The 24,233-nt window shown below is 60.4% G+C and carries 26 protein-coding genes and 2 pseudogenes; 19 read left to right on the top strand and 9 right to left on the bottom strand.

The features are described 5' to 3' along the window. Positions 1-20: 20 nt before the first annotated feature. The 3 genes from P1N55_RS01090 (at position 21) to P1N55_RS01080 (ending at position 2,131) form a co-directional block, all read left to right on the top strand. Positions 21-1,016, top strand: a complete 996-nt coding sequence (locus P1N55_RS01090) for a GAF domain-containing protein (RefSeq protein WP_276277197.1) — start codon at positions 21-23, stop codon at positions 1,014-1,016. Continuing rightward, positions 937-1,587 carry a bacterio-opsin activator domain-containing protein gene (locus P1N55_RS01085; protein ID WP_276277196.1) on the top strand — a complete coding sequence of 217 codons (651 nt, stop codon included), beginning with the start codon at positions 937-939 and terminating at the stop codon, positions 1,585-1,587. The genes P1N55_RS01090 and P1N55_RS01085 overlap by 80 nt, the downstream gene beginning before the upstream one ends. 88 nt (positions 1,588-1,675) lie before the next feature. Then, positions 1,676-2,131 (top strand): hypothetical protein, encoded by a 456-nt coding sequence (locus P1N55_RS01080; RefSeq protein ID WP_276277195.1) that lies wholly within the window; start codon positions 1,676-1,678, stop codon positions 2,129-2,131. Between the two features lie 126 nt (positions 2,132-2,257). On the opposite strand, the gene P1N55_RS01075 is transcribed toward P1N55_RS01080, so the two are convergent. Further along, positions 2,258-2,836, bottom strand: a complete 579-nt coding sequence (locus tag P1N55_RS01075) for a response regulator (protein WP_276277194.1) — start codon at positions 2,834-2,836, stop codon at positions 2,258-2,260. A gap of 153 nt (positions 2,837-2,989) precedes the next feature. On the opposite strand from P1N55_RS01075, the gene P1N55_RS19535 reads away from it, so the two are divergent. The 4 genes from P1N55_RS19535 (at position 2,990) to P1N55_RS01060 (ending at position 6,349) form a co-directional block, all read left to right on the top strand. Continuing rightward, complete coding sequence (locus P1N55_RS19535) at positions 2,990-3,343, top strand: ArsR/SmtB family transcription factor (protein WP_346429984.1); 354 nt, start codon at positions 2,990-2,992, stop codon at positions 3,341-3,343. Positions 3,344-3,628: 285 nt separating this feature from the next. After that, positions 3,629-5,281 (top strand): ATP-binding protein, encoded by a 1,653-nt coding sequence (locus P1N55_RS01070; protein ID WP_276277193.1) that lies wholly within the window; start codon positions 3,629-3,631, stop codon positions 5,279-5,281. Between the two features lie 182 nt (positions 5,282-5,463). Continuing rightward, on the top strand, positions 5,464-5,877 hold the full coding sequence (locus P1N55_RS01065) for a DUF5518 domain-containing protein (RefSeq protein WP_276277192.1): 414 nt from the start codon (positions 5,464-5,466) through the stop codon (positions 5,875-5,877). A gap of 148 nt (positions 5,878-6,025) precedes the next feature. Further along, on the top strand, positions 6,026-6,349 hold the full coding sequence (locus P1N55_RS01060; protein ID WP_276277191.1) for a hypothetical protein: 324 nt from the start codon (positions 6,026-6,028) through the stop codon (positions 6,347-6,349). A 346-nt stretch (positions 6,350-6,695) separates the two neighbouring features. Here P1N55_RS01060 and P1N55_RS01055 read toward each other — a convergent pair whose 3' ends face one another. After that, the gene (locus P1N55_RS01055; RefSeq protein ID WP_276277190.1) at positions 6,696-6,941 is read right to left on the bottom strand and encodes a HalOD1 output domain-containing protein; all 246 of its coding nucleotides are present in this window, start codon (positions 6,939-6,941) and stop codon (positions 6,696-6,698) included. A gap of 257 nt (positions 6,942-7,198) precedes the next feature. On the opposite strand from P1N55_RS01055, the gene P1N55_RS01050 reads away from it, so the two are divergent. After that, on the top strand, positions 7,199-7,522 hold the full coding sequence (locus P1N55_RS01050; protein ID WP_276277189.1) for a hypothetical protein: 324 nt from the start codon (positions 7,199-7,201) through the stop codon (positions 7,520-7,522). A gap of 1,337 nt (positions 7,523-8,859) precedes the next feature. On the opposite strand, the gene P1N55_RS01045 is transcribed toward P1N55_RS01050, so the two are convergent. Then, positions 8,860-9,600, bottom strand: coding sequence for a hypothetical protein (locus P1N55_RS01045; protein WP_276277188.1), 741 nt, complete (start codon positions 9,598-9,600; stop codon positions 8,860-8,862). 230 nt (positions 9,601-9,830) lie between these two features. Here P1N55_RS01045 and P1N55_RS01040 point away from each other — a divergent pair, with 230 nt between their 5' ends. From P1N55_RS01040 to P1N55_RS01030, 3 genes are all read left to right on the top strand, one after another. After that, the gene (locus P1N55_RS01040) at positions 9,831-10,208 is read left to right on the top strand and encodes a hypothetical protein (protein ID WP_276277187.1); all 378 of its coding nucleotides are present in this window, start codon (positions 9,831-9,833) and stop codon (positions 10,206-10,208) included. Next, a complete protein-coding gene (locus P1N55_RS01035; RefSeq protein WP_346429983.1) occupies positions 10,205-11,326 on the top strand; it encodes an outer membrane protein assembly factor BamB family protein in 1,122 nt (373 codons plus the stop codon). Before P1N55_RS01040 ends, P1N55_RS01035 begins: the two co-directional genes overlap by 4 nt. Before the next feature lie 755 nt (positions 11,327-12,081). Next, positions 12,082-13,446: a sensor histidine kinase gene (locus P1N55_RS01030; RefSeq protein WP_276277185.1), complete on the top strand. Its 1,365-nt coding sequence runs from the start codon at positions 12,082-12,084 to the stop codon at positions 13,444-13,446. A gap of 760 nt (positions 13,447-14,206) precedes the next feature. Here P1N55_RS01030 and P1N55_RS01025 read toward each other — a convergent pair. From P1N55_RS01025 to P1N55_RS01005, 5 genes are all read right to left on the bottom strand, one after another. After that, positions 14,207-15,046 carry a CPBP family glutamic-type intramembrane protease gene (locus P1N55_RS01025; protein WP_276277184.1) on the bottom strand — a complete coding sequence of 280 codons (840 nt, stop codon included), beginning with the start codon at positions 15,044-15,046 and terminating at the stop codon, positions 14,207-14,209. An 80-nt stretch (positions 15,047-15,126) separates the two neighbouring features. Then, complete coding sequence (locus P1N55_RS01020) at positions 15,127-15,381, bottom strand: PRC-barrel domain-containing protein (RefSeq protein ID WP_276277183.1); 255 nt, start codon at positions 15,379-15,381, stop codon at positions 15,127-15,129. 504 nt (positions 15,382-15,885) lie between these two features. Further along, positions 15,886-16,848, bottom strand: coding sequence for a CPBP family intramembrane glutamic endopeptidase (locus P1N55_RS01015; protein ID WP_276277182.1), 963 nt, complete (start codon positions 16,846-16,848; stop codon positions 15,886-15,888). A gap of 178 nt (positions 16,849-17,026) precedes the next feature. Then, the gene (locus P1N55_RS01010) at positions 17,027-17,362 is read right to left on the bottom strand and encodes a hypothetical protein (RefSeq protein WP_276277181.1); all 336 of its coding nucleotides are present in this window, start codon (positions 17,360-17,362) and stop codon (positions 17,027-17,029) included. A gap of 363 nt (positions 17,363-17,725) precedes the next feature. Further along, positions 17,726-18,130: a hypothetical protein gene (locus P1N55_RS01005; RefSeq protein WP_276277180.1), complete on the bottom strand. Its 405-nt coding sequence runs from the start codon at positions 18,128-18,130 to the stop codon at positions 17,726-17,728. A gap of 244 nt (positions 18,131-18,374) precedes the next feature. Between P1N55_RS01005 and P1N55_RS01000 the strand changes: the two genes are divergently transcribed. From P1N55_RS01000 to P1N55_RS00990, 3 genes are all read left to right on the top strand, one after another. Then, positions 18,375-19,433, top strand: a complete 1,059-nt coding sequence (locus tag P1N55_RS01000; RefSeq protein WP_276277179.1) for a peptidase — start codon at positions 18,375-18,377, stop codon at positions 19,431-19,433. A gap of 189 nt (positions 19,434-19,622) precedes the next feature. After that, on the top strand, positions 19,623-20,651 hold the full coding sequence (locus tag P1N55_RS00995) for a DUF6498-containing protein (RefSeq protein ID WP_276277178.1): 1,029 nt from the start codon (positions 19,623-19,625) through the stop codon (positions 20,649-20,651). Further along, positions 20,648-20,899, top strand: coding sequence for a hypothetical protein (locus P1N55_RS00990; RefSeq protein ID WP_276277177.1), 252 nt, complete (start codon positions 20,648-20,650; stop codon positions 20,897-20,899). The genes P1N55_RS00995 and P1N55_RS00990 overlap by 4 nt, the downstream gene beginning before the upstream one ends. Before the next feature lie 9 nt (positions 20,900-20,908). Here the strand turns inward: P1N55_RS00990 and P1N55_RS00985 are convergent. After that, positions 20,909-21,417 (bottom strand): annotated as a pseudogene (locus P1N55_RS00985) (IS6 family transposase); the annotation flags it as partial. 95 nt (positions 21,418-21,512) lie between these two features. Here P1N55_RS00985 and P1N55_RS00980 point away from each other — a divergent pair. The 5 genes and pseudogenes from P1N55_RS00980 (at position 21,513) to P1N55_RS00960 (ending at position 24,232) form a co-directional block, all read left to right on the top strand. Beyond that, positions 21,513-22,158: pseudogene (locus P1N55_RS00980) on the top strand (DsbA family protein). Beyond that, positions 22,155-22,712: a tRNA (cytidine(56)-2'-O)-methyltransferase gene (locus P1N55_RS00975; protein ID WP_276277176.1), complete on the top strand. Its 558-nt coding sequence runs from the start codon at positions 22,155-22,157 to the stop codon at positions 22,710-22,712. Before P1N55_RS00980 ends, P1N55_RS00975 begins: the two are co-directional and overlap by 4 nt. A gap of 25 nt (positions 22,713-22,737) precedes the next feature. Then, positions 22,738-23,007, top strand: coding sequence for a hypothetical protein (locus P1N55_RS00970; RefSeq protein ID WP_276277175.1), 270 nt, complete (start codon positions 22,738-22,740; stop codon positions 23,005-23,007). A gap of 26 nt (positions 23,008-23,033) precedes the next feature. Further along, positions 23,034-23,561 carry a transcription factor E gene (gene tfe / locus P1N55_RS00965; protein WP_276277174.1) on the top strand — a complete coding sequence of 176 codons (528 nt, stop codon included), beginning with the start codon at positions 23,034-23,036 and terminating at the stop codon, positions 23,559-23,561. Continuing rightward, positions 23,561-24,232 carry a DUF2110 family protein gene (locus P1N55_RS00960; RefSeq protein ID WP_276277173.1) on the top strand — a complete coding sequence of 224 codons (672 nt, stop codon included), beginning with the start codon at positions 23,561-23,563 and terminating at the stop codon, positions 24,230-24,232. The genes tfe and P1N55_RS00960 overlap by 1 nt, the downstream gene beginning before the upstream one ends. Position 24,233: the final 1 nt, after the last annotated feature.

The following is a 24,233-nucleotide window of genomic DNA, read 5'->3' as shown; positions in this document are numbered from 1 at the left end:
TTCATTATCGAACGACTTGAGTGATAGTAGCTATGGATGACCGACTTCAAAACGCACCCGTCGGCGTCCTCGAGGTCTTGCCGGATGGGACGCTGACCGACATCAACGAGGTTGCGCAGTCACTGATCGGCTCGACAGCCGACGCGATCGGAACGTCCCTCGCGGAGGTCTTCCCGCGTTCCGTCGAGGATTCGCTACTGATCGCAATCGAAGGCGATGCGGTTACTGAGACCTCTTTCGAGGAGTACTATCCCGACCTGGAACGGTGGCTCGACGTCTCGATTGCCGCTACTGACGAGGGTGTCACGGTCTATCTCCAAGACGTGACAGAACAGAGACGATACGAACAGTCTATCGAGCAACTGCGGATCGAGCGCAAGCGAACGGCCATCATCGAGAACGTGTTTTCGGAAATCCTTGCGGAACTCGTCGGTGCCACGTCTCGTGAGGAGATCGCCGAAACGATCAGTCGGAGCCTCGGTGGTACCGATATCTACGAGTTTGCCTGGGTCGGCGAACGCGAGATAGGGAGCGACGATCTCGTGATCCACGCTGTCGGCGGCGAAACCGGCGAGACATTCGCGGCTGTACGAGACGTACTCGACACGGAGACAGCGACTACCCTGGAGGAACGTGCGATCGAGAGTGGTCGTCTCCAATCTGCGCAACCACTGGCGGAGACGGCTCACGTTCCAGAGTCGGTTCGGACGGCTGGATTCGCGGACGGCGTTCAGTCCGCCTTGGCGATCCCCCTCGTGTTCGGTTCGAACGTACACGGCGTGGTCGGCGTCTACGCGGCCGGAACTGAGGCGTTTTCCGATCGTGAGCAGACGAGTTTTGAGACGCTAGGTGAGGTAGCGGGCTTCGCGGTCACCGCTGCCAGGAACCGGAATCTACTGCTCTCTGACACTGTCGCAGAACTCACCTTCGACGTCGGTGATAGTTCGGTCTTATCTCGGCTCAGTCAGTCGCTCGCGTCGACGCTGGTGCTCGAAGGACTGGTCCCACGGGGATGAAGCGTTACTCTGCTTCGTCTCGGTCGAGGACCTCGATATCCAGGTACTCGAAGATGCCGCGACTCAGATCGAGGGTATCGACGAAGCCAGATCGATCCGTGAGTCCGTATCGGGTGGGACCGTTGGGCTCACGGTACAGGGTTCCTCACCCTTACTCGCGGTATCGTCTCTCGGCGGGACTGTTCGACGGGCACACTTCGAGAGCGGGTCCGGGCAAATCGCCGTCGAGCTGCCGCCAGACGGTGACGTGCGGCGTATTGCAGACACTCTCAGTCGTGAATTTGACCTCGAGTTCGTCGCGAAGGAAGAACGCGAGCGATCGGTGACGACCGCTCGTGAATATCGCGAGGAGTTGACCGACTCCTTGACCGAACGGCAACAGACTGTCCTTCGGACCGCGTACCTCGCGGATTACTTCGAATCTCCCCGTGGAAGCACAGCAGAAGAAGTCGCTGCCTCGCTCGACATTACCGGATCGACGCTCCTGTATCACCTGCGAGCAGGACAGCGCAAGCTACTCGAGGCGTACCTCGACGAACATACGCGACCTTCAGAGAACCGTCGAGGATAACGACAGCGTCAGTGTGAACCGTCGAATCGCGCTTCAGAGAGAGAAACACAGATCGCACTGATATGTTCCCGGAGACGCAAGCGTGAGTATGGTCCTGGCGGAACTGGGCGTCGTCGCTGGCTTCTCAGTCAGTATTCTTCTGTTCTGGTCGCCGCTTCTAGCCGTCACACGCCTCCGTGAGCTGTTTCGCTGGCCGACTAACTGGCTCGTCGTGAACTATCTGTGCATCGGCGGCGGGATAACCACGATTCAATCCCTCTCGTATCTCGGTGTCATACTCCTTACTGCAGGGACTGATACGGTCACGGGGAGCGATGCAGTAGGTATCGTTGGCGGTGTCATCGTCTCCAATATCGTTCTCCCAGCTGTCATCTCGCTTGCCGCACTCCGAATGCTGCCCGAGCGCGGCTATTGGACCCCCACCGGCGACGGACTGAACGGCTACATCGCCCTCGGAATCGGAGTCATTTGGTATGGGGTCATCGCGTCTGTCGGGTTCGTTCTCATCGGACTTGCACTTATGTTTGCGAACCTGCCAATGTGACACCGTCTTCGTGACGTGGAGGCCGTTTCGAAACGAGAGTGAACGAGACGACAGTAGTAGCTCTCGCTGCAATCGAATACCACCAGTTCGGAACAGCAGCGCTGCTGGGTTTCTACGGGGTGAGTGTCAGACGTCTTCGCGCTCGATCTGGTCGAATTGGTCGAGAATACCGGCGTCAGTCAGCAGTCGTCGCGTTCGTCGTTCGAGATGTGCTGCTTGCGCTGCGATCTCTGCGTATCCCTCGTGCTCACGGCGTTTCTCTGCACTCAGTTCCGCTTCGAGGACCGCGCGCTTGGCTTCGACACTGAAGAATTCTCCGAGTGTTTCGTAGGCGAGAATCTGCCGTTGCTGGTCGACCACCGCGCGCACGTCCTCCCGATCAACTGGCTTGCACAGATAATCATCGAACGGCATCTCCAGGACTTCGACTCCCGGATCGACCGCAGTCACCATGACGACACGGCCATAGAAGCCTCGCTCGTCGAGTTCCGCCAAAACGTCGTCGCCAGACATGCCCGGCATATGCCGGTCTAAGAGGACGATATCGACCGGTGATTCAGCGATAATCGAGAGAGCTGATTCACCGCCATAGGTGGTCTCAACCTCACAGAACCCTCGCAATCGCAGTGCATACGCGTCTGCTACTTCCTGCTCGTCGTCGACGACGAGCGTGCGTACATCCATCGCGCCATCAGTTCCGGGCATCGGTCGTGTGCTCTCGTACGGCGTTCGTGACTGAATCCCCATAATTGATGGCCTTCTCTACGCGTGTCTGTCTGGACTCCTAGAGTCGAGTTCGTCGAGAGGTCTGCATACCTAGCATCATACTCCAGTACGTGACGGGCCATCTCCAATAGTATGTCCGTCCATTCCGAGACACCCTCCCCGAAGCGTCCAACCGACCGCGTAGAGAACGACGACCTCACGACAGCCGAACTATTCGACCTCTTCGGTGACGAGTACACCCGTCGCGTCTACGAAGCCGTGGCTGAACAACCGCGAAGCGGACGTGAGATTGCCGACGCTGCCGACGTCTCGCGGCCAACAGTATACCGTCGGCTCAACGATCTTCGAGACGCTGGTCTCGTCAGAACCGAGATGACCATCTGTGAAGATGGGCACCATCGAGATCGGTTCGAAGCTGTCAATACCTCGCTCTCGCTCTCGCTCGGTGACGGCGGCATGGACGCGCTGGTCAGCGTCGCGGATTGATCTCGAAGCCATACGCCGGTTTCTGATAGAGAAACACGGCACTGCCCGTTATTATCTGAGGGGGCTACAATTCACCTGCCCGTCTTGCCCCCAGACGGGTCCCTGACCCCCACCCCACCCCCTCCGCCGGTCCTCGCGACGCACATCGGCCCTCTATTCGAGAACTGTAGCGGTCTTCATTTGCGACGTGCCACGACACACTACCTGTTTGAGATGGCTGAGACGGCCAATGTATCACCGAATTCATACCACACGACGAGCAAGAGTCAGTTGAGTCCTCGAATAATGGCCCTCGTAGAGACACTCGGTTTACTCGCTCTCACCGCTGCTGCAGCCTCTCTCCTCGGTTGGACGACGGTGACCGCGTTTCGATCTCGGGAGCAACCAAGCGCAGAACCGTTTATTGCCCTTCTCGCTACGCTAACACTCTGGGCGATATTCGCATTCGGAGCGGAACTTCCAGGCATATCGTCTGAGGGACTGCTCGCAACGGCATTTTCTCTCGGACAATTCGGTTCTGCTCTGATCATTCCCGGGATTTGGATCATCTATGCACTCAGCTATACCGGTCGCGGAACCGGGCTGACATGGAAACGAATCGGGTTGCTCGCTGGGATAGCGCTCCCAGTCGTGTTGAGTGGGATCGTCCTCGCGCTCGGACCGTCAGAGAGAGCTGTCGAACGAATGCTTGCCCCGCTAATTGGCTGGGAACTACTCTACGGTTTCGCGCTGTTCGTGTACGCGACGTACCTGCTGTTCGATTTCGGGGGTAGCCACGCCCGGGTTTCGAACACGCTCGTAGCGATACTCACCGGCGGTGTCGCTGCGCCGTATCTGGTCAGCCTTGTCGGGAACAACAGCACTCTCGTCGGTACGACGACGATCGGACTGTTCGTGTCCGGCGTACTCCTCGCAGTCGCCGTGCGACGATATCCTGTTATGACTGGCTTTCCGAAAGCCGACCACGTCGCACGAACGCGCGTCGTCGAAACCCTACAGGAGGCAATCGTCGTCCTCGATTGGGACGACCATATTCTCGATCTGAACGAGGCCGCTGTCGCGTTGTTCGATGGTTCGGGGTCGACGATGATCGGCGAACCGATCCGGTCAGTCATCGATGGTCTTGAGGGGACAGACCTTCCCGCAGGGGCGACGGGAACGGTTGCACTTCGGACGTCGAAGGGGCGCCGACAGTTTCAGTTCAGCGTCTCCGGAGTCGACGAAGCCGCGACAGACCACGCGGACGACCCCGTTGCTAGAACCGTACTGTTCCGTGACGTCACTGACCGACAAACTCGGGAGCAGCGCCTCACAGTTCTCAACCGCATTCTCCGCCACAACGTGCGGAACGACCTGGACGTCGTACTCGCATACGCCGACCACGTTGACGACGAGGAACTACGGACTGGGATTCGAGAGAGCACATCCGGTCTCCTCGAACTGAGTAAGAAAGTCAGAGACGCAGAAGCGGTCATGACCGAGAGCACCGACCCGCCGGAACCGGTCGACCTGACCGAGGTTGCGACCACCGTCGTCGACCAGTTTCGCACCGACGACAATGCAGCCGACATCTCGCTCGTCTGCCCCGACGAGATATGGATCTCCTCTCACCGGGCGGTGATTCGACTGACGCTCTCCGAACTGCTCGAGAACTCACTCGCACACACGACCAAGGACTCGCCTGATATCGAAATCGGAGTTCGAGAAGTGTCGGACGGGACGGTCGAAATTACCGTCTCGGACGATGGGCCCGGACTCCCCGAACGAGAACAGGAGATACTCACTGCGGGAACTGAAACGCAGCTCAAACACGGACAGGGAATTGGACTCTGGGTCGTCAACTGGGCGGTCACCCAGCTCGGAGGCGACCTTCACTTTCGGGAAAACGACCCGGAAGGCAGTATGGTCACGATTCGACTCTACGAGGCGCGAAGATAACTAGCGGGTTCGCAAGCGCGAAGAGAGCACGCTCTGTTGAGGGAGATACCGACTCCGTCCGGGGATCTACCCAACGGGCATACTTCGGGTACACGGAACGACGTGTTCGACCCAGCAACACTGCAACGGGGTTCATAGAAGAGTCAATTAATTTGACTGTGGTTCACATTGGTCCCCTCCGAATGACAGAGACGTGGAAGTACGCCCTCGTCGGCGGGCTGCTTGCGCTCCCATTCACTGTGCTCGCAGCGTGGCGCTCGCCGGAGAATATATCGCTCGGGATGGTCGTGGTCGGGAGTACGATCGCTGGCTACCTGATCAAGCGACGCGGTGGGAACAGTACCGCGACCGGACTCCGAGCCGCACTTATCGGTGGCTTTCCGGCAGTCTGGCCCCTAAGCGAACTGGTCTGGGCGATTCCGACGGTCCCGAATCCGCTGTGGTTTCGGGCGATCGGCGTCGCGATGATACTTGGGATTGGTGGAGTTGTTTTGGCAGTAGTGGCCGTCTGCGGAGCGCTCGCAGGCCGCGTCGGTGGCTGGCTGGCCGAACGGCGCGGTCACGGTGGTGTGGCCGATGCAGGCGGTAGGGTCTAGTGGAAGGGCTCGAATACGAAACGCTGGAGCGTCTCCGCCACTACTGTTGCCACTGATTCCCTGCCCTCACGTCGAAAAGTGCTACTCCCCCGTCCCGTAATACGATGTCACCTTCGTGGTGGTACGGCATCCTCTTGTTCTCGTCGCCGTGACGACTCTCCTCGCTCATTTCGGCACCCGGACGTTCATCGCCGTCTCCTCGTCCGGAGGTGACCCGAATGTCGCTGCCGGCGTCGCCTCGTTCATGCTTGCCGTGGCCGCGTTTTGGGGCGGTATCTTCGTGGCGCTCGTCGTTCTCGGATGCCTGCTCGGAGACATCTGGGCACGCAGGGGTGCGGAGGAGTGGTCGCCGAGCGCCGCGTGGAGTCTCGCCGGGTTCGCCCACCTCGGTGGCGCCGTCTTCTCGCTGCAGGTGGTCGTCTCGGTTCTCTCACTGACCGACTACTTGAATCGGCGCTACGACCGTCTCTGACGCAGGTGAGTCTCTTACTGTTCGAGTGGAGGACCGCAGTCGTTTGACTGGCACGCGTACTCGCCAGTCGTTCCCGGAAGAACTCCTCGACCGCGTCTCCTCCCTCTCGGTCGCCGCATGGTCTACTGCTCGGGAGATCTCATACGGATCGTCGTAACTGTGTCCCGGTGGTTCGCAAAGACGGTCCGGCGACTAACCGGTACTGAATTACAGTAGACCCCCTCTGTTGCTGATAGTTTGTTGAGACCGTGCTGAATAGAGAGCGTGAGTCGGCCACTGACTTTCTACCAAAGAATGTAACGCGTAATCGAGGAATTGTCGTGATATGTGATGCACACCCACCCAATCACTGATGTTGTGGATGAACAGAAACACTCCCGTCGCCAGCTAGAGAGACGATTGTGCCAATATATTCGAACTGAACGAGAAGATCTTGATCATCGCCAGCGTGGGTAACTAATGATTCCAAGGCATCAACATCTACAGACTCCTGTAAGGGTGGCAGATCTTCAACCACACATTCGTATAGTTGTGTTAATTCATCGACTATTCCAACAACTATTGGTTCCACCCTTGTCTGGCCCAGCATCATACCTTGACATACGTTCTATGAAGAGAAAAGAACGCCTTTATTCTCAATAACTGAGAAACCCTGCGACGGACGAACTCATCATTCTGCCTCTACCCTCTGCATCGGTCACCCTGTAACTGACAGACCCTGAGTAAGTCGAAAAGGTGCTGCTGCATACAGAGCGCTTATGCATCATTGAAGTACGTTTAGAGTAACCTCGTACCAAGCTCTGTGTTGCGGAATGCTTACATTATTTAGGGGACAAATGGGGAAGCGAAATGGTTCCCGATTCACGACCTCCTGAGACATCCAGTAGCAGCTCTGAGTCGAGGCCAGAACCCGACGGTGGGACTTCGCTAGGATTCGATCAGGCTGCTCTCTACAGAGTCATTCACACCGCAGTCAAAGATGCTCTTCTTGATGTGATAGGGACACTGCTGCTCGTTGGTATCGCCTTGGTACTTGTTCTTGCCGGCGCGCAAGCAGTTGCCTCATCGACATCGACGCTCGGGAGTGTGGCTGGATTCGTATTTGTGGTGGGTGGCCTCTACCTCGCCGCTGCGACACTTGAACTCATCCCACCGGTCCGAGAATGGATTTGAGTCACCCAGTCTGATTATCGATTCGTGTTCCCCAAGTTCCCCTGAAATCACCAGTAGCGATGTGGTGAATGGACCATCTGTATCTCGCCGGCAGTTTTGCCAGAAATCAAGTAGTTTCCTGAGGCACTGCTGCATACAGATGGGCTATATACCGGTTATCAGCCTATGTGTTAGATTGCCCAGTGTGAGCAAGACCGTTACGACTGCACCGATCCCGCCCGCAATGACGAATACGAAGAGGCCTGTTGCGTAGGTCATACTCGCTGTGACGCTTGGGACGAGTAGTGGAATCCCGTATACCATCAAGAAGGCTATCAGACTGTAGGCGACAACTGCGATTCCTCCTCGTACGGCTGGACTCCGACTGGCCAAGGGCCCAACACGGAATCGTCCACGTCCGGCCGGGAGAATATACCCGAGTTGTACGACTACCAATCCAATAACCCCGACCAGTATTGCGTGGATATATGTCAGACCTTCTAAAAAGCCGTCACTCTCGGGAGGTCCTACCGGCATTGAAGCAACTGTGTTAAGCCCACTAGCGAACAAACCAACCCCAACGAAAACCAAGAGAGCACGAAGTAAACCGAAATATCGGTTGAGTATCACACTTCCCGGTAGCGACGAGGTACGTATGGGTGTTTTGACGAACGCCTTCGGACCACACTGGCAGAAATTTTTAGCTCTCACTGACGGACACAGTTCGCACGCACAGTGGGCAGTTGATTCTCTCAGGAGTACCTGAAAGCAATGAAGGCGTCGTGCTGAACTCTCCCTCTGCATCGGTCACCCTGTAACTGACAGACACTGCGTAGGTGGAAAAGACGATGCTGAATAGAGAGCGCAGATCTCGCACGGAGCAACGTCCCGCTTTCAGGCAGTGGAAGTGCTCAGTATAGTCTATTCAGGAATCTGTCAGAAGTTCTTGGATAGTGAAAATGACCAAATGATTAATATATATATTTAGTAATTAGATATAAATATGAACGGCAATGAAGAACGGGTTTGCAACCGAATCACGGACCATCTAAAAGAGGCATTGGCGTCAGAAAAATTGTCAGAGTGTAACTATCACTCCCGGGAAGCACTTCAGTTATTTGAGAGTGTCAAAAAGAGGTCGATTAACTCCCACGCCAACTAAACAGTTGGTTCGCTGGCTTCAACTCGAAAGAAATAAGGATAACGTGCTGACTACACCCTCTGTAACTCGCACGCCACACTTGTCAAGTTATGGGTGGTTCGCCAGAGTCAATAACCGATATCGGTGGCCGTTTCCCCGGTGAACGATTGGACGGTGTGTTCCCACTGAACGGCTGTCACCGCATCTTCTTGGAAGATCACGCGAGGGAACTCCTCGAGGGTGCTGCTCCGTTACGCAGTTGCACGAACGAATCGGCGAGAATTCCGTACATCACGATAATGAGCACCGAATTGACGACGAGCGAGGCGAGCTGTCCCGCCGACGGCGAGACGAAGGCGAACAGCGAGCCGATTGCACCACCGATGCCGCCGAGAACCCCGAACAGGACGACGAGTGCGAGCAGTCGCCAGCGGTTTCCGCTCGCTAGTCCCCAGCTTCGCCGGAGCGCGTCGATGGGGCCGGTATCCTCGACCGCGACAGCGAACAGCGCGAACTGGAAACTTACTGTGAGAAACAGGCCGGGGACAAACAGGAGCGCAAACCCCAGCGGGACTGCCACTGCGAGGATAACACTCACGACGAGCGCGGACAGGAACGCACGCCCGATACGGCGGGTGAACAGCCCGCCGGGCAGCGACGAGAGCTCGGAGGGATCGCGTGTCAACAACCGGGCTGTCACGAGAAAAACGCCGACGCCGAGCAACAGCGCCGCGCCGCCCAGCGCGGCTGCGACCGCAGTCGACAGGGGGAGCGTAAAGCCGATCGTTCCGACATCACCGGGTTGCACACTTGGCGGGAGTTGGTTCACGACGATAGTGTTGAACGACCCGACGAAGACGACCTGATAGCAGATCGTTAGCACCAGCGCGACGATGCCACTGACCGAGAGTGCACGTCGAGTACCACGCCCGAGTGCTTGGCCTAATTGGAGCGTCATGCGATCGACTTCGAACACACGAGTTGTGAAGCTACACCAGAGTTTCTCGTTCAGAAGATCGACAGACGGCCAGATATCGATGGCCACGACTCTCACCCAACCATTCCGGCTGGGGGAGGGTGATGGAGCGGTTCGCTCGTGGACCCCTCCCGAGTTGCTACCTGGGAAACAGTGAGGTACGTTAAACTGTGTCGACACCCATTGACGACCATGCCTATCTCTGATACCGAGTGGAACGACGGTGTCCGAGCGGATCGTGCGTCGACGACCGGGACGACCCCCGTCAGCGAGTACGAGGACGAGAGGGAGTTGATCGTCGCGTTCCTCTCCGAAACGTCGACAACGCGTACACGAAGGCCGAGATCGTCCGCGGCGTCGACTTCGGCGACGACGCTCGTCCCGAGACGATCCGCGAAGTGCTGACCGAGATTCAGGACGAACTGGTCGATGTCGTCGGTGATGTCGTCGCAAGTGGGATACTGGCCAACGACGTCGACGAGGCACTCGACGAGCTCGTCGCCGAAGGCATGGTCGCGGAGAAGGAAATCGAGACGGCCGACGGGGCAACGACGTACTACCGACTCAACACCGACGACGCCTGGGAATGACCTCGCCGAGTCCGTCCACCGACTGTTCGGACGCTGGGGCCGAACGGACCGAATCCCGGCGTCAGATGTCCCGGAGAACGGCCCTCCAATCACTCGGTGTACTTTTCACCGGCGTTGGCGCTGGGTGTATCGGTGGGTCCGGGCCATCCTCCGATCGGATCCGCTGGCGCAAGAGTATTCGTGGGCGCCCCCTCCTCGACGGGGGGACGCTATACGTCATGGAGCGACTGACGCTCCACGCGCTGTCGCCGACCGACGGGAGCAGACAGTGGGTGACTGAGTACAGCGAGGACGATTTCGATCAGCGACTCTGTCTTCGCAGCGACATCGCCGTCGATAGCCAACGAGTCTACGTTCCTGGTTGTGACGGGCTCCGTGCCCTCCGTCGATCGGACGGCGAACAGGCGTGGGACGTCGACTCGCCGCTCAGACAGGGTGTCAGCGTCGGCGACGGACGGGTGTACGCGAATGCGAAAGACCTCCTCGCTATCGATGCTACCAGTGGTGATGTCGTCTGGCGCGCGGAAACCGGCGGCGAACGCCTCACGAGGCCGGCAGCGACTGCGGATGGTGTTGTCGTCACCAATCGTGTCGACGGAATTGTCACCGCGTTCGACGTCGAGGGCGAGCGACGGTGGACACACCGTACCGACACCGAGACGCGAAGCCCGACGATCGCAGGCGAGACCGTCTACGTGGCCACGTCGACCGAACCAGGTAACGCAGGAAGACTGCTCGCGTTGAACCGTACCGACGGCGACGTTCGATGGGCGGTCGACACGCCGTCGCCGAAACGCGGGACGCGTCCGGTCGTCGACGGCGACGTGGTGTATCTCGGCTGTAGCGGGCGGGAGCACGGAACGCTCGTCGCACTCGACCGTGGAGATGGCACCGAACGGTGGTCCTTCACGGACGAGAATAGCACGGTGTACGAACCCGCCGTGACCGACGATGCGGTGTATGCCGGATCGAATGACAACCACGTCTACGCGTTCTCGCGGACGGGTGAACTCCAGTGGCAACTCGAAACGAACAGCGTGGTCGGGACGGTCGTCGCGGGGGAGGAGTTCCTCTACGCGGCGAACAACGAACGGCTCTTTGCCATCGACCCGTCGTAATCACCTCCGGTTTGGCGTTCGCCTCCGTCTCGGCGGAGGCTCGTTGCCTGCGGAGGTGATCGGTCATCTCTACTGGCCTCTCTGGACCCCAGTGCCTGACCGATCGAGAGTTCAGATTCGGTAGCCCATCCGATAGGCGTCCACGAATTGGTGGGGTGGATCTAGCTCCGACACATGGTGACAGCACAACCGCGCCACCGATGAAATTAATAATCTCGTACGGGACCATCGAATATGATCGGGGTCTGTGACGCGCCGCATCGAATTCCGATATGAGTCTCACGTCCTCTCTACCCGAGTCCGTTCGCTCGCGCTACGCACTGAAACTGCTCGGCATATCGCTACTCATCGTCATCCTGATTACGGCGCTCACGACGGTGACCGCGTTCCAAGTGTCTGACCGCGTCCGTGATAACCAGCTTCGATCGGTTGAGACGAACGCCGAACTCGAAGCGCGTGCGCTTGGCCAGTGGATCGACGGCAAACAGCAGGTGGTTCGGACACTCTCGAACCACGAGGGGCTGACGCCGGTTTCTAGTGACCGAACGCAGGCCACCCTCACGACCGAACTCGATGCACTCTCCCCGGAAACGGCGTCGCTCTCGGTCGTCGAACGGAGCCCACACACACACTCTAACGGGACGACTGAAACCATCGTCGCCAGCACCGACACTCAGTTCGTCGGTCAGCAATTGTCGGTGACTGATGTCAATTGGAAACCGACACTCGGGTATAACTTCGACGACACTGGCGACGTGATTCTCTCGCTGGTGTACACGGATGGCAACGAAACCTTCGTCGCGCTAGCGTCACCGATGCCGGGCGGAGAGCACGTTCTCGTCGCCGAGTACGAGACGAGCGTTCGGGCCGAACGCTTCACTAGCGCGATCGACGGCACCGACACGCTCGTCCTCGGGGGCTACACCGCCTACGTCCTGTTCGACGAGAACGAGTCCAACGGCATCACTCCCTACGAGGGAGACAGGGCGAACACGACAATCGCGCGAACGATCCTCCAGTCCGATCCGACCACCGACATCCACGGGGCCGTACTCACCGAGACCGAAGTGAAGGGCTACTACAGCGTCCCCGGTGAGAAGGTCGACTGGGTGGTCGTCAAGGAAGTCCCACGATCGAAGGCGCTGGCGGTGACTGACCGAGTGCAGCGTGATCTCTGGCTGATGGTCGGCATCGTAATGGCTGGCTTTCTGCTTATCGGTGCCGTCATCCATCTGGGTCCAATTCGGTCGGTCAAACGACTAGCGAGGCAGGCCAACGCGATTGCCGAAGGTGATCTCAACGTCGAGATAGACCACGGCAACCGGATCGACGAGGTCGGAGAGGTTCAGTCGGCGTTCGCCAACACCAAGGCCTACATCGAGACGATTTCCGATCAAGCTGAGGCACTCTCTCGCCGAGCATTCGACGACGATGTCTTAGAAGCCGACGTCCCTGGTCGCGTCGGCGAGTCGGTGGCGACCATGCACCACGACCTGCAACAGTTCCTCACCCGGCTCGAAGTCCTCAATCGCATCCTCCGTCACAATCTCCGGAACCAACTCGACGTCATCAACAGCCACGCCGAGGCGCTCGACGACACCGAACATCGCGAGGCGATCCTCGCCGCAACCGGGACGTTGGCTGCTCTGGGGACTCGTGCTCGACACATCGACCACATCCTGTCCAAGGATCCGCAGCCGACGACGGTCGATCTCGCCGATCGTATCGAGTTGATACTGAACGATATCGAGGCCGATGGCGTCACTGTCAGCACCTCGCTTGCCGACGATGGGACGGTAGTTACCGACACCGAGATCCTCACCACTGTACTCCGGAGCCCGCTGGAAAACGCCACCGAGTACGCAGACTCTAGCGTTAGTGTCTCCGTCGAGCCGACCGACTCGGGCTGTACCCTCGAAATCAGCGACGACGGTCCGGGGATCCCCGCATCTGAGCTGGAGCCGTTGGCAACCGAACAGGAGAACCCGTTACAGCACAGTCGGGGACTCGGTCTCTGGGAACTGAAGTGGGGTGTCGACAAACTCGACGGCGACCTCTCGTTTGTACTCGATAACGGTACGACAGTCGTGATCCAGCTGCCGGATCTCGAACCGATCTAACCTCGGGTACGCGTGCTTTCGCGGGAACGGTCAACGCCGGTCTTCCACCGAACCACTTTGACGATCCGATAGGAAATCGTGGATGCGGTGGTCTCGGCAAATCGGTGCACAGCGCGCCGCGTGATTTGCCTCGTCGGTACGAGTAGCCTCGCAGGATGTGGCGGGCTTGACCTTTCCGGCAGCCCGAGTGAACGTCCCCCAGACGCTCTCGGTACGTCGTGGCCTCCTCCAGCCGGGGAGTGGCAATTCCCGCGGAGCGACCTCCGACATACCGCACGGAGTCGGCGCACACTTGGTTCTCGACCCAGGGGTACGTGGCGGTCTCAGGCTGAAGAGAGTCGGTGCTGGACTCGATGCCCATCGGCCGGATAGACTGCAACGTCGCCTGTCGCTGGGTCGGTGGTTCTGTGGCGGCTCTCAGCTCGTGACAAGGTGACCCCTTCAGCGGCGAATACCGTGCGGTTTGGCGAGCTCGGATGGGGCGTTCGCAGTCGTCGATGCGTCGTCTATCACCCGGAACAGCCAGCAGACGTGCCAGCAGTTCCGGCTGCCATAGTCGCGAGGACGGCGCGACGTGAAAGCGGGGGCTTTCGACTGTGATAGTCGAGTAGGCGACCGGAAGCGTTCGGAGTTCCGAGAAGAGCCCGCAGAGAAGTGCCACTCCTACAGCGGCAATCGTCGTTATTCTTCGATACTGAGACGGACCTGGTACTCGAGCGTTTCCCGGTCGTCACCTCTCGAATACCGTGAGACTCGTCCCTCAATCGCTCGCTTGTGAGGCCTCCTGCCGTGGCGACGTGACCGGTATTCTCTCAGATTCCGTCAGGGACACGGTCACGAGCACGAGCAGGACGATCGCGGCGTACTCGATAAGCCCTACGAGAAGGTGTAGGTTCGACGGAATCTGAACCGTGAGGAGGAACGGTGGCTGATTCATCGTCGCGTGGAAGAGGGCGACGAGCCAGAGATTCCTCGTCACTGCGTACACGAGCCCGTAGGCGAGGCCCGCAAGGGTCAGCCCGAGGAGATGACTGGCCAGTGCGGGACCGAGTCCGTGATTCGACATGAGAAACCACCTAGGCAGATGGAAGAGGGCAAACAGAACCGCCCCGACCGCCACGCCGATAGCGGCCGCACGTCGGGCATTCCCTCTCGCGAGTGCGACTGCTTTCGACTGGAAATAGCCGCGAAACACGACCTCCTCTGGAATGGCTGTGAAGACGAGGGCGCTTCCGAGTGCTGCCAGATAGGGCAAGGGGTGGGCGACAACCCGCGACGCGACAATGTCGAACCCGGAGACGCCGAAGTGGGCGAGACTGTAGGCCACGAGATTGTAAAGCGCCCAGAACGTGATGAGAACGCCCAACACTGGCACGAGAGAACGAGTGGACGGGAAGAGTGAACGGGGTGAGACGCCCTCGACTGTGAGTGCGCCGAGTCCGGCGACGATGAGGAACACGCCCCACGCCATTCCCAGAATGGGTGACGGAGATGCACCTGTAGCCACGAGCGCGAATCCCGATAAAACGACGATTATCAGGAGATACGTTACGATGGGGACCAGAGGCCCGCGCTCGAACACGGGCGAGTCGCTCGACATACGCGACATGCGGACGAAGTTCGAAAAGACTCGGTAAAGTCTCTTTTATTCGTCACACGGTGCTGGCACAATGCCTCAAACTATCCACTACGCGTCGATGGAGCCGAAATGATGAGGTGATCACTAACGGTTTCGAGCACCGTTGCAGGCAAATGAATACGACCTTCCACAGTCTGCTCGATGTCGAATATCTCTTCACGATCGGTTTCGACGATGACCGTCTCGAGATTCCCGGATTGAGGGTCCACTGTCAGACTGTATAAACGGCCAACTCGTTGTCCGTCTTTGCTCATTACCTGCTTACCGGAGAGCTGATTTGCAAGTATCGGGGACACGTACGAAAATACAGTCCCTCTCCAGATAAATTCTTGTTATATCCGCGTACAAACCCTTTCGTTCGCAGTAGAGGAGGACCCCATCCATCCGTGTTGGTCACCACTGTGACGTTCGATTCGTCGAGGTCGTCGGGCCCGATACATAGGTCGGCAAAGAGGGCACCGCCACGTCATCTGTGCCCGTCTCGGTGGCCGGTTACTGCTCGCGTACATTCGCTGGCGGGACGGACAGGTACAAATCAACGAACGTGTGAGACAGTAGAAGCCAACCACTGACCAGGAGGACGACAGGCGAGTGCGATGCTTCGAAGTGTTCGGAAGGCAATCGGATTCACGAACCGGACGCCCAACAGAGCGCTTGTTTCGCCCGAGGCCTTGTTGGAATGGGTATCCTCTGATAGTGTCAGTGTGTGAGATACAGAGGAGGGATTCAGTATGACCTGTGATCCGTCCTCAAGGGGGCAGCGCAACTGGCGCACAACACGGTAGTTCGCCGGTAAGTGTCTATTGACCCGGACTGTCCTCGTTCATTACCGTGTCTGGCTTGACCGAGAGACGCCCGTCCCGTAGATATGCCCAACCGGCGACGAGGAGATACCCACAGACGAAAACGGGAACGATGACGATCGGATCGAGCGACTGGAACTGAAGCCTCGCCCCGGAAACAGCGTGCTCCGCGCGCACGACTGCCGGACCAACCGCCCCAGGAGGCCCAAAGAAGATGTTTTGCTCCGCGAGGTTGATGCCCGTATGCAAGCCGATCGGGAGTGCGAGTTCGTTCGAGAGGAGGTATGCCAGTCCGAACAGGCCGCCCATCACAGACGTCATGACCAGCGCGTACAGTAACGAAACGCCATCCGGATTCGATCCCAGTGGACCGTGAAGGAATCCATAGACGAGCGAACTGCTCAGCCACGCGCCGAGTGCTGCCATCGTCGGTGACAGGTCTCTAACAGCTAACCCTTCCGCGGCGTTCTCAAGAAAGAGGCCCCTGAACAGCGTTTCTTCCCACAACCCGACGAATACCCAGCCGATCAGGACGACTCCGAACCCCGTTGCGAGCGTCTCTGCGGCCCCTGTCGAGAGTGTGTCCACCGTCGTTACCACGCCACGCTGGTGAGCGAGTCCGAACGCGAGCCCGACCAGCCCAATGCCGATGACAACACCGACTACTGCGTCAACACCCCAGCCGGGAGAGAGGGAAAAGCCATAGTCTGAGAGCTGTCGGTGGTCGATGTAGCGAGCCAGCAGTCCAGCTGTAGCGAGAACAGCAAGAACGGCAAACAGGTGGGCCACAAGCGGGACAAACAGGTCCGGGATCGCCACTCGCTGAACCACGAGTACGCCGCCGAGAGCACCGACAAATGTGAGGCCAACAGCGATGACGATGCGCCATGAAGCACGCAAACGGTTATCGATGGTTCCACGAAATATTCGGTTACCTACGGCGATCAGTCGCCTACCCATACGTCTGGGTTATCAGTCTCTCACAACAAAAGCGGAGCCAGCGTTTCAGAATCGGAAACGCCAGTCACATAGACTCACCTTCGAAATTCCCACGCACGATATGCGCGGTATATTCAGCACGGTTACTGGAACCGATCATCGCGTGATTGTTCATCACCCCCGATCTTCTGTAGCCCGACTACGGGGCTCCGTTCAGGGACACACCCAAAAGCGTGGCCATACTCGCACCGCCTGTCGCGAGTAGCGCGTGTCGACGTATACCTGCGGAGGCAGAACCACTCTCTAATCGGAGGGAGAACCCGAGCGTCGCAGCTGCGAGATAGACGCCGACAGCGACCACTCCGACCTCGATGGCGACTGTCTCGGGAGAGATTGACAAAAATACGGCCTGCATCCCTGCGGAGACGGGGACGAACGCGATACCGAGCAGTACCATCGTCCCGATTGCCATCTGAGACAGGGTACCGAACACCGCCCAGCCGACGATCATCCCGAGCGTTCCGATCGCAGTCATCCGGATCGTGAGTCCTCGCGTCAATTCGATGTCCGTGAGAATCGCCTCGGTATCGTCGACGTTACCGCTGGCCGTTATCGACGGTCACGCTCGATGTACTCTTGAATTGTTCCGTACCCCCCGGTGCTAGCGATTGAGATACCCGGAATCCCACGCGAATAGAAGCGTGAATACGGTAAAGAAGAGGAGGACCCAGACCAACCTCGGGAAGCTCCTGGTTCGGGACTTCCGTCGAGGGGGATAATCGCGGTAGTGGCGATGAACAGCGAGAGGGAGAAAGACAACACATATTTGACGAATGTTCGGATCATACTCGAGAACCGTTCCCAGAGACACTGTTCTCGAGCGTGGGTGTGCATCTCATTACAACCCAACAACTCGTTCGACGTTCTGCTGGACGGTGAAATGGCGACCACCTCGCGCGATGTCGGCGCCGTAAAACGCCAGAGAGGAGGCTCCGATCGTCGTCACCACGAATAGAAAGAGATCCTGACCGGAGGCGGCCCCTGCGACGATCTCCGGTGCGTAGGTAACCGGCCACATGAGTGCGAACGTCACGTACGACAGGCCAACGAGGTGGCGCCACGAAAGTGTAATCGGACCCAGTGACAGTGCTGAGAGGGTTCCAGCGAGGATCGCACCGAGACCAGCGAGCCCCATGAGAACGATTGGACTCGAGACCAGTACCGCTGGTCCGAAGACGGCTGTGAGACATGCAACGAGGAACAGATCGAGGAGTCCGAGATAGAGGAACTGCGACTGCTTCACACCTGGCACTATCCGTCGAGAGACAAAAATTGTACTGCCAGACGGACCCACGGAACATGACCCACGTGAACGCCGCTTCGTCATAGGAGGCGACATCCTCGAAGGTACGATTCGCTAGCATCTCTCCGGAGTTCGACACGATTTTGTCAGTCTCACAGAATCGTATGCGTATGGTCCCCCTCCAAGCGTCCTCGCCCCGCTCGGACCAGCTGTCGCCGCACTCGTCGGACTCGTCCTCCTCGGAATGATCGTCGGGACGGTCGGGAATGCGGTCGTCCGTCGACTGTCGAATCCCGTCGGGAAGTATCGTCTCCTGTATGCCGCGGTGCTGTTTCCGGTGACGATCATCGCCTACGGTCTCCTGGCACTGCTTGGGTTCGGTCCCGCGCTCGTGGGAAGCGCCCCAGGCGTTCCGGACGTCCTCGAAGCAGTCCTCACCAACTTTGTTGACTTCCTCGCTGCGGGACTCGTCTGGATCGCCGCGTATGCACCCACAGTGCGTGGTGTTCGAGACGCACGCGACGTCGAACTGTCGACACGGTCTGCGCTTGCGAAAATGGCCCGCTATGTCATCGGATTGAGTGGGTTCGCTGCGGTGCTAATCGCACCCCTAAAGGTCGTCTCGTTTGGTTCCTCACCGATCGGGTTCACGATCGGTCTGGCCCTCGTGGGAGTCATCATCCTCTACGTCTCCCCGTGGATCGTTCCGTTCTTGCGTGAGACGAGTGAACCGACCGGTGAGTCGGCCGAGCGCCTCTCGACGCTCCGCTCCCACGCTGGTCTCGACGTTCGAGACGTGCGTGTGCTCGACACCGACGACGAGGAGACGGCCACCACGCTCGTCCGTGGTCCTCCCGGCTACCGACGGCTGTTCGTCACGAGCACGTTCCTGGACGCCTTCGACGACGAGATCGCGACGGCCTTGCTGGCGATTGAGGCGGGCCGACTTCGATCACACGTGTTCGAGAGACGGGTGAGTACAGTGCTCGTCGCCGGGGTCGCGTTGATCGCCTCAGTAACCGGTATGGGTCAACGGTGGCTCCTTCTCGGCACATCGTTCGTGGTGCTTCTCGTCGGCTTCTGGGCCTCCCGTCGTGGGATCCGGACGGCCGACGAGTATGCTTCCGAGCGGGTCGGCGCGACCGCTGTCGCCGAGGCACTCGATCGGTACGCCGAGATTCACGCAATGGAGCCGTCACGGCGGCGAATACCGAACCCGCTCTCAGTGAACGTCGCGCTCGGGGACCGAATCGACCGTCTCGATCGCGGGACCAACTCGCGTCCTCCATGGAGTACGATATGAGGGTGGCCCCGATCCACCGTCAGGACCACGGCTACAGGCGTTCCAGCGAGGAGATCGAGGACACCATTGCGTACGCCGAACAGCCTGAACGCGCGGAGTGACCACCTCCCCTGGTAGTCACCAGAATCGGCGACAACCGGAGGGTTGTTTGTCCCTGCGGTGGGACTGCCGAGAGTGTCGGGTCCCGCTATGCTCCGCTCGGTCGCGTTCACGTCCCTCCTCCAGGGGCTGGTCGTCCCGGTCGGCGTCCTCCTCCTAGACTGGCCCATAGCAGTCGTCCTCGGGGTGTTCGTCCTCGAGATCGTGGCGGTCGTCTGCTGGGCCGTGGTGAAGATTCCCTTCGCCGCCAAGCGCCCTCGAAACATGATCGACGGGGACGACCGACTCCTCGGGCCACTCCAGACGAAACGGGGATCGGTCACTTTCCCCGGGCCGCTCCCGCCCGTCTACCCCCGGAACGTCCCGACGTTGCTCCTGACGGTATGTTTCCTCGCACCGCTCGAGGTCGGCGCGGCGTTCCTCGTTTTCGCGTTCACCGACCCGACGGTTACGACTCCCGTCGTCAAGCAGTTGGTGCTCGGTGGCGCCGTCGTGTTCCTCGCTGAAGGGATCGAGACGGCCCGTGAGTACTTCGCTCGCGGTGGGTACCGGGATCACTCGCCGCGCTCGGTCGTCCTCGTGCCGTTCAAACGCCTGTTTGGCGTCGGCGCGCTGCTGTTCGTCGCCGGACCGCTCCAGGGTGCCGCGGTGAGCGGCGAGGTCGTTCTCGGACTCCTCGTCGTCGGAAAGCTCCTCTACGACCTCCGACGATTCCAGGTGGCACGCGACCCCGACGCTCGGGGGGTATTCTACCGGCTCTACGGGAGCGCCGAGACCGAACCGGAGTCGGTCCCGGTCGAGGTTCCCCCGGGCGACCCCGTGGTCTGTGACCGCCCGCCGCAAACCGCGGCTCTGCTTGACGCGCTCGGTAGGGGTGTCACGTACACGCTCACCAGTAGCGTCCTCATCGTCTACGTCGCGGCTGCGTTCTTCCTCGCGTTCGGTGCGACGGCCGTCGGACTCGTCTTTCTCGGCGTTGTCGCCGTAGTCGCCGGTGTTAGGGCGGTCTCGCGGTACCTCCGGTACGGAACCGTCGAGTACCGGGGTACGACGGCACGCTCGTCGTCTACGACTGGGTGCTCGACGAGCCACAGGCTCGACTCGAACGGAGTGCCGTGACCGGCCTCGAGGTCACCACGGACGCCGTCGACCGGGTGTTCGACACGCGGACGGTTCGACTCGGCGGGATGGACGACGACGCGCCGACGTTCCGACTGACGGTCCCCGACCCGGAGGAGTTGGAGGGTGACGACGCCGACGCGAACGAGTCACTGTCGCTCGTTCACGTCCGCGATCACCGTCAACTGGTCGATGCCCTCGGTGTCAGCTGGCGACTGGACGAGTCAGTCGCCCCGCCGAGCAGGTAGTCAGAGCGAGACAGCGTTCCGATTTTCGTGGCGACACACCTGAGATCGGCTCCCTGCTCGTTGCAGCGCAATTTGGAGGTGTTGAGCATCATCGACGGGAAAAGCGGGGGTTTCGCTATCATGTCTTTGCCGAAGTTCGCGCAGGAAACGTTCTGTGAGAGCGGTCGTAGCTGTCCCAAACAACCGGACGTAAAGCAGTTCGTTCGACTGCGGGTCGGCGGCAGCGGACAGCCAGAATTGTCCGTCGTTGATCCAGATTACCGTGTCGTCGAGCGCGATATGAGTCGATGATTCTCCGGATTCAGGCTGTAAATCGGCCTTCTGCACCCAATCGTGGATGGCTTATCGACTGCGACAGAGACCCAGACAATCGAGTGATTCGACGGTAGTCGACAGCGAAAGACCCGCACCGTGCGATTGAATATCCAGCGCCATCGCTGGTTCGGGTGTCCGCTCGCGCTCGATAAAATCCAGATCAACCGGTCGCAATCTCCCGTGAGGCGGTCTATCTCGGACATCGAGCGTTCGAAACACCGACCGCCGCATCCGTATCGTAACACGACGGTCCGGCGATGACAACGTCGTTTTATATCTCCCGGGGCGAGTGACGGGTATGACAAACTCGACGCGTCGCGACGTGCTCGCCGCGGGCGTGGCCCTCGCCGGCGCGACGGCCGGCTGTCTCACCGGGTCGAGCGACACGGCTGAGTCGCCGTCCCCGACGCCCACCGGCGAGACGCTTCCCACCCCCGTCGCGGGCGACCCGGACGCAGACGTCACCGTCGCCGTCTACGAGGACTACGCCTGCCCCCACTGCAAGACCTACTCGGTCGAGGTCTTCCCGCAGGTCGAGGCGGCGTTCCTCGAAGACGGGAGCGTGCGATACGAGTTCCACGACTTCCCCATCCCGGTCGACGAGGCGGTGTCCTGGCAGGCCGCCAGCGCCGCTCGCGCCGTGCAAGACGAGGCCGGCGACGCGGCGTTTCACTTACAGCAAGCGCCTGTTCGAGAACCAGGCCAGCCTCGGTCCCGACGTCTACGCCGAGCTGACCGAGGGGATCGGCGCCGACGGCGAGACGGTACGACAGGCCGCAGTCGAGGAGCGGTACCGGCCGACCGTCGCCGCCGACAGGCAGGCCGGCATCGACCGCGGCGTGGAGGGGACCCCGACCGTCTTCGTCGACGGCGACCCCGTCGAGTGGAGCAGGGTTGCCTTCGAACCGATCCGCGAGGCCGTCGAGGCCGCGAGGGACGCATGAGGGGCCACGAGTCGGTGACGGTGCTCCGCCTGGGCCACCGGCCGGGCCGCGACGAGCGCATGACCACCCACGTCGGACTCACGGCGCGCGCGCTGGGTGCCGACCGGGTCGTGATGGCCGGAGCGGCCGGCTCCCGGACCGACACCGTCGTCGACATCACCGACCGGTTCGGCGGCCCATTCGACGTCGAGACGACCGACGAACCGAGACGATACATCCGCGACTTCGAGGGCACCGTGGTCCACCTGACGATGTACGGCGAACCGATCCAGGACGTCGAGGCCGACGTCAGGGCGGCCCACGAGGACGGCCCCCTCCTGGTCGTCGTCGGGGCCGAGAAGGTCCCCTTCGAGGTCTACGAAGAGGCCGACTGGAACGTCGGCGTCACCAACCAGCCCCACTCCGAGGTGGCCTCGCTGGCGGTCTTCCTCGACCGGCTCTACGAGGGAGTCGAACTCGACCGCGAGTGGGAGGACCCCGACCGCGTGGTCGTCCCGAAAGCGACCGGCAAGCGCGTGGTCGACCCCGACGACGCGGCCGACGAGGGGGCGTGAGCGACGCCCGTCGCGGTGACTGACCGTGCTCGACGGCATCACGGGGGCGACCTCGCGGGTCCTTCCGGTGGTCGGCACGCTGTATCTCCTCTACCTCGTCACCCAGCCGCCGCCGGCACGCTGGGTCGGATTCGCCTGTCTCGCGATACTGGCGCCGTTCGCCGTCGGCTGGGCGGTCGGACGGGCGTTCGGCGTCGGTCCGTGGGGGGGACTGACCCCACCACACGAACCGGAAGACAGGCGTGTAATCGGGCCCAGTAGCGGCCGTCACCAGCCCCGGACCCGATGGATTTAACCACGTGACCGCCGGAAACACGGGTAATGGCTTTCGAGGACCTTCTGGAGGACCCCGTGATACAGAAATACCTCCACGAACTGGTCGGACCGAAGGGGATGCCGGTCGCCGCCGCGCCGCCGGACGGCGAAGTGACCGACGAGGAACTGGCCGAGGAGCTCGGACTCGAACTCAACGACGTCAGACGCGCCCTCTTTATCCTCTACGAGAACGACCTGGCGACCTATCGCCGCCTCCGCGACGAGGACTCCGGGTGGCTCACGTACCTCTGGACCTTCGAGTACGACAAGATTCCGGAACAGCTCGAAGAGGAGATGCACCGCCTGCTGGAGGGCTTAGAGGACCGCCGCCAGTACGAGCGGAACAACGAGTTTTACCTCTGTGAGCACTGTGGCATCCGCTTCGAGTTCGGCGAGGCGATGGAGTTTGGCTTCCAGTGCCCGGAGTGTGGCAACCAGGTCGAAGCGATGGAGAACACGCGCCTCGTGACGGCGATGGAAGACCGCATCGATGAACTGCGGGACGAACTGAACGTCGACAGCGTGGAAGCCTGATGGTCGTCCTCGGGACGAAGGTGTACGTGACGGGCGACGCCCGACAGCGTGCACTCGACGGCCTGCGGTCGCTGGTCACGAACGAGTTCGGCGAGCTCGACGTGTCGTTCGACGTCGGGCACCGGGAGGACGACTTCCCCACCGTCACCGTCGACGGCCCGGACGCGACGGTGGCCCGGAACCTCCTGCGCGAGGAGTTCGGCGAGCTCGTCACCGACCACGAGCCCGGCGAGACGTACGTCGGGACGCTCGACTCGTGGGACGAGGACGGGTTCGTCCTCGACGTCGGGTTCGGCCAGTCGGTCCGGATTCCCGCCGACAGGCTGAACCTCGGCCAGGGCTCGCCGGCCCAGATCCGCAAACGGTTCGGCATCGTCCAGCACATGCCCCTGCGGTTCGTCGCCGGTGACGACCCCCGCCTGGCCGACGAGACAGTCGACCGGCTCTACGACTGGTCGCGGGGGAACGGCCGGGTCAACGCCAACAGCGTCACCCGTTCGCAGGCCCGCGCGACGGTCAACCGCGCCGGCCACGCACAGGACATCGTCACCGTCGAGCGCGTCGGCCTGCTCGAACAGAGCATCGTCTGCCATCCCGACACCGACGCGCCGGGCCTGCTGGCCGACATCGGCCGGTTCATGAAGTCGGAACTGCTCGCGGTCGTCCCCTGAC

The sequence above is a fragment of the Haloarcula regularis genome, assembly GCF_029338315.1.
Classification (GTDB): domain Archaea; phylum Halobacteriota; class Halobacteria; order Halobacteriales; family Haloarculaceae; genus Haloarcula; species Haloarcula regularis.
Note: the sequence above shows the minus strand (reverse complement) of the source record. Positions and strands in the feature narration are given on the sequence as shown.

What these genes read in the sequence shown, in the direction of transcription:
- P1N55_RS01065 (WP_276277192.1), top strand. Translation starts at nt 5,464, where the DNA reads ATGACAGAGACGTGGAAGTACGCCCTCGTCGGCGGGCTGCTTGCGCTC.
- P1N55_RS19535 (WP_346429984.1), top strand. Translation starts at nt 2,990, where the DNA reads ATGTCCGTCCATTCCGAGACACCCTCCCCGAAGCGTCCAACCGACCGC.
- P1N55_RS01045 (WP_276277188.1), bottom strand. Translation starts at nt 9,600, where the DNA reads ATGACGCTCCAATTAGGCCAAGCACTCGGGCGTGGTACTCGACGTGCA.
- P1N55_RS00975 (WP_276277176.1), top strand. Translation starts at nt 22,155, where the DNA reads ATGAGGGGCCACGAGTCGGTGACGGTGCTCCGCCTGGGCCACCGGCCG.
- P1N55_RS01015 (WP_276277182.1), bottom strand. Translation starts at nt 16,848, where the DNA reads ATGGGTAGGCGACTGATCGCCGTAGGTAACCGAATATTTCGTGGAACC.
- P1N55_RS01010 (WP_276277181.1), bottom strand. Translation starts at nt 17,362, where the DNA reads ATGACTGCGATCGGAACGCTCGGGATGATCGTCGGCTGGGCGGTGTTC.
- P1N55_RS01075 (WP_276277194.1), bottom strand. Translation starts at nt 2,836, where the DNA reads ATGCCCGGAACTGATGGCGCGATGGATGTACGCACGCTCGTCGTCGAC.
- P1N55_RS00960 (WP_276277173.1), top strand. Translation starts at nt 23,561, where the DNA reads ATGGTCGTCCTCGGGACGAAGGTGTACGTGACGGGCGACGCCCGACAG.
- P1N55_RS01035 (WP_346429983.1), top strand. Translation starts at nt 10,205, where the DNA reads ATGACCTCGCCGAGTCCGTCCACCGACTGTTCGGACGCTGGGGCCGAA.
- P1N55_RS01000 (WP_276277179.1), top strand. Translation starts at nt 18,375, where the DNA reads ATGATCGTCGGGACGGTCGGGAATGCGGTCGTCCGTCGACTGTCGAAT.
- P1N55_RS01070 (WP_276277193.1), top strand. Translation starts at nt 3,629, where the DNA reads ATGGCCCTCGTAGAGACACTCGGTTTACTCGCTCTCACCGCTGCTGCA.
- P1N55_RS01025 (WP_276277184.1), bottom strand. Translation starts at nt 15,046, where the DNA reads ATGTCGAGCGACTCGCCCGTGTTCGAGCGCGGGCCTCTGGTCCCCATC.
- P1N55_RS00995 (WP_276277178.1), top strand. Translation starts at nt 19,623, where the DNA reads ATGCTCCGCTCGGTCGCGTTCACGTCCCTCCTCCAGGGGCTGGTCGTC.
- P1N55_RS01050 (WP_276277189.1), top strand. Translation starts at nt 7,199, where the DNA reads ATGGTTCCCGATTCACGACCTCCTGAGACATCCAGTAGCAGCTCTGAG.
- P1N55_RS01080 (WP_276277195.1), top strand. Translation starts at nt 1,676, where the DNA reads ATGGTCCTGGCGGAACTGGGCGTCGTCGCTGGCTTCTCAGTCAGTATT.
- P1N55_RS01055 (WP_276277190.1), bottom strand. Translation starts at nt 6,941, where the DNA reads ATGATGCTGGGCCAGACAAGGGTGGAACCAATAGTTGTTGGAATAGTC.
- tfe (WP_276277174.1), top strand. Translation starts at nt 23,034, where the DNA reads ATGGCTTTCGAGGACCTTCTGGAGGACCCCGTGATACAGAAATACCTC.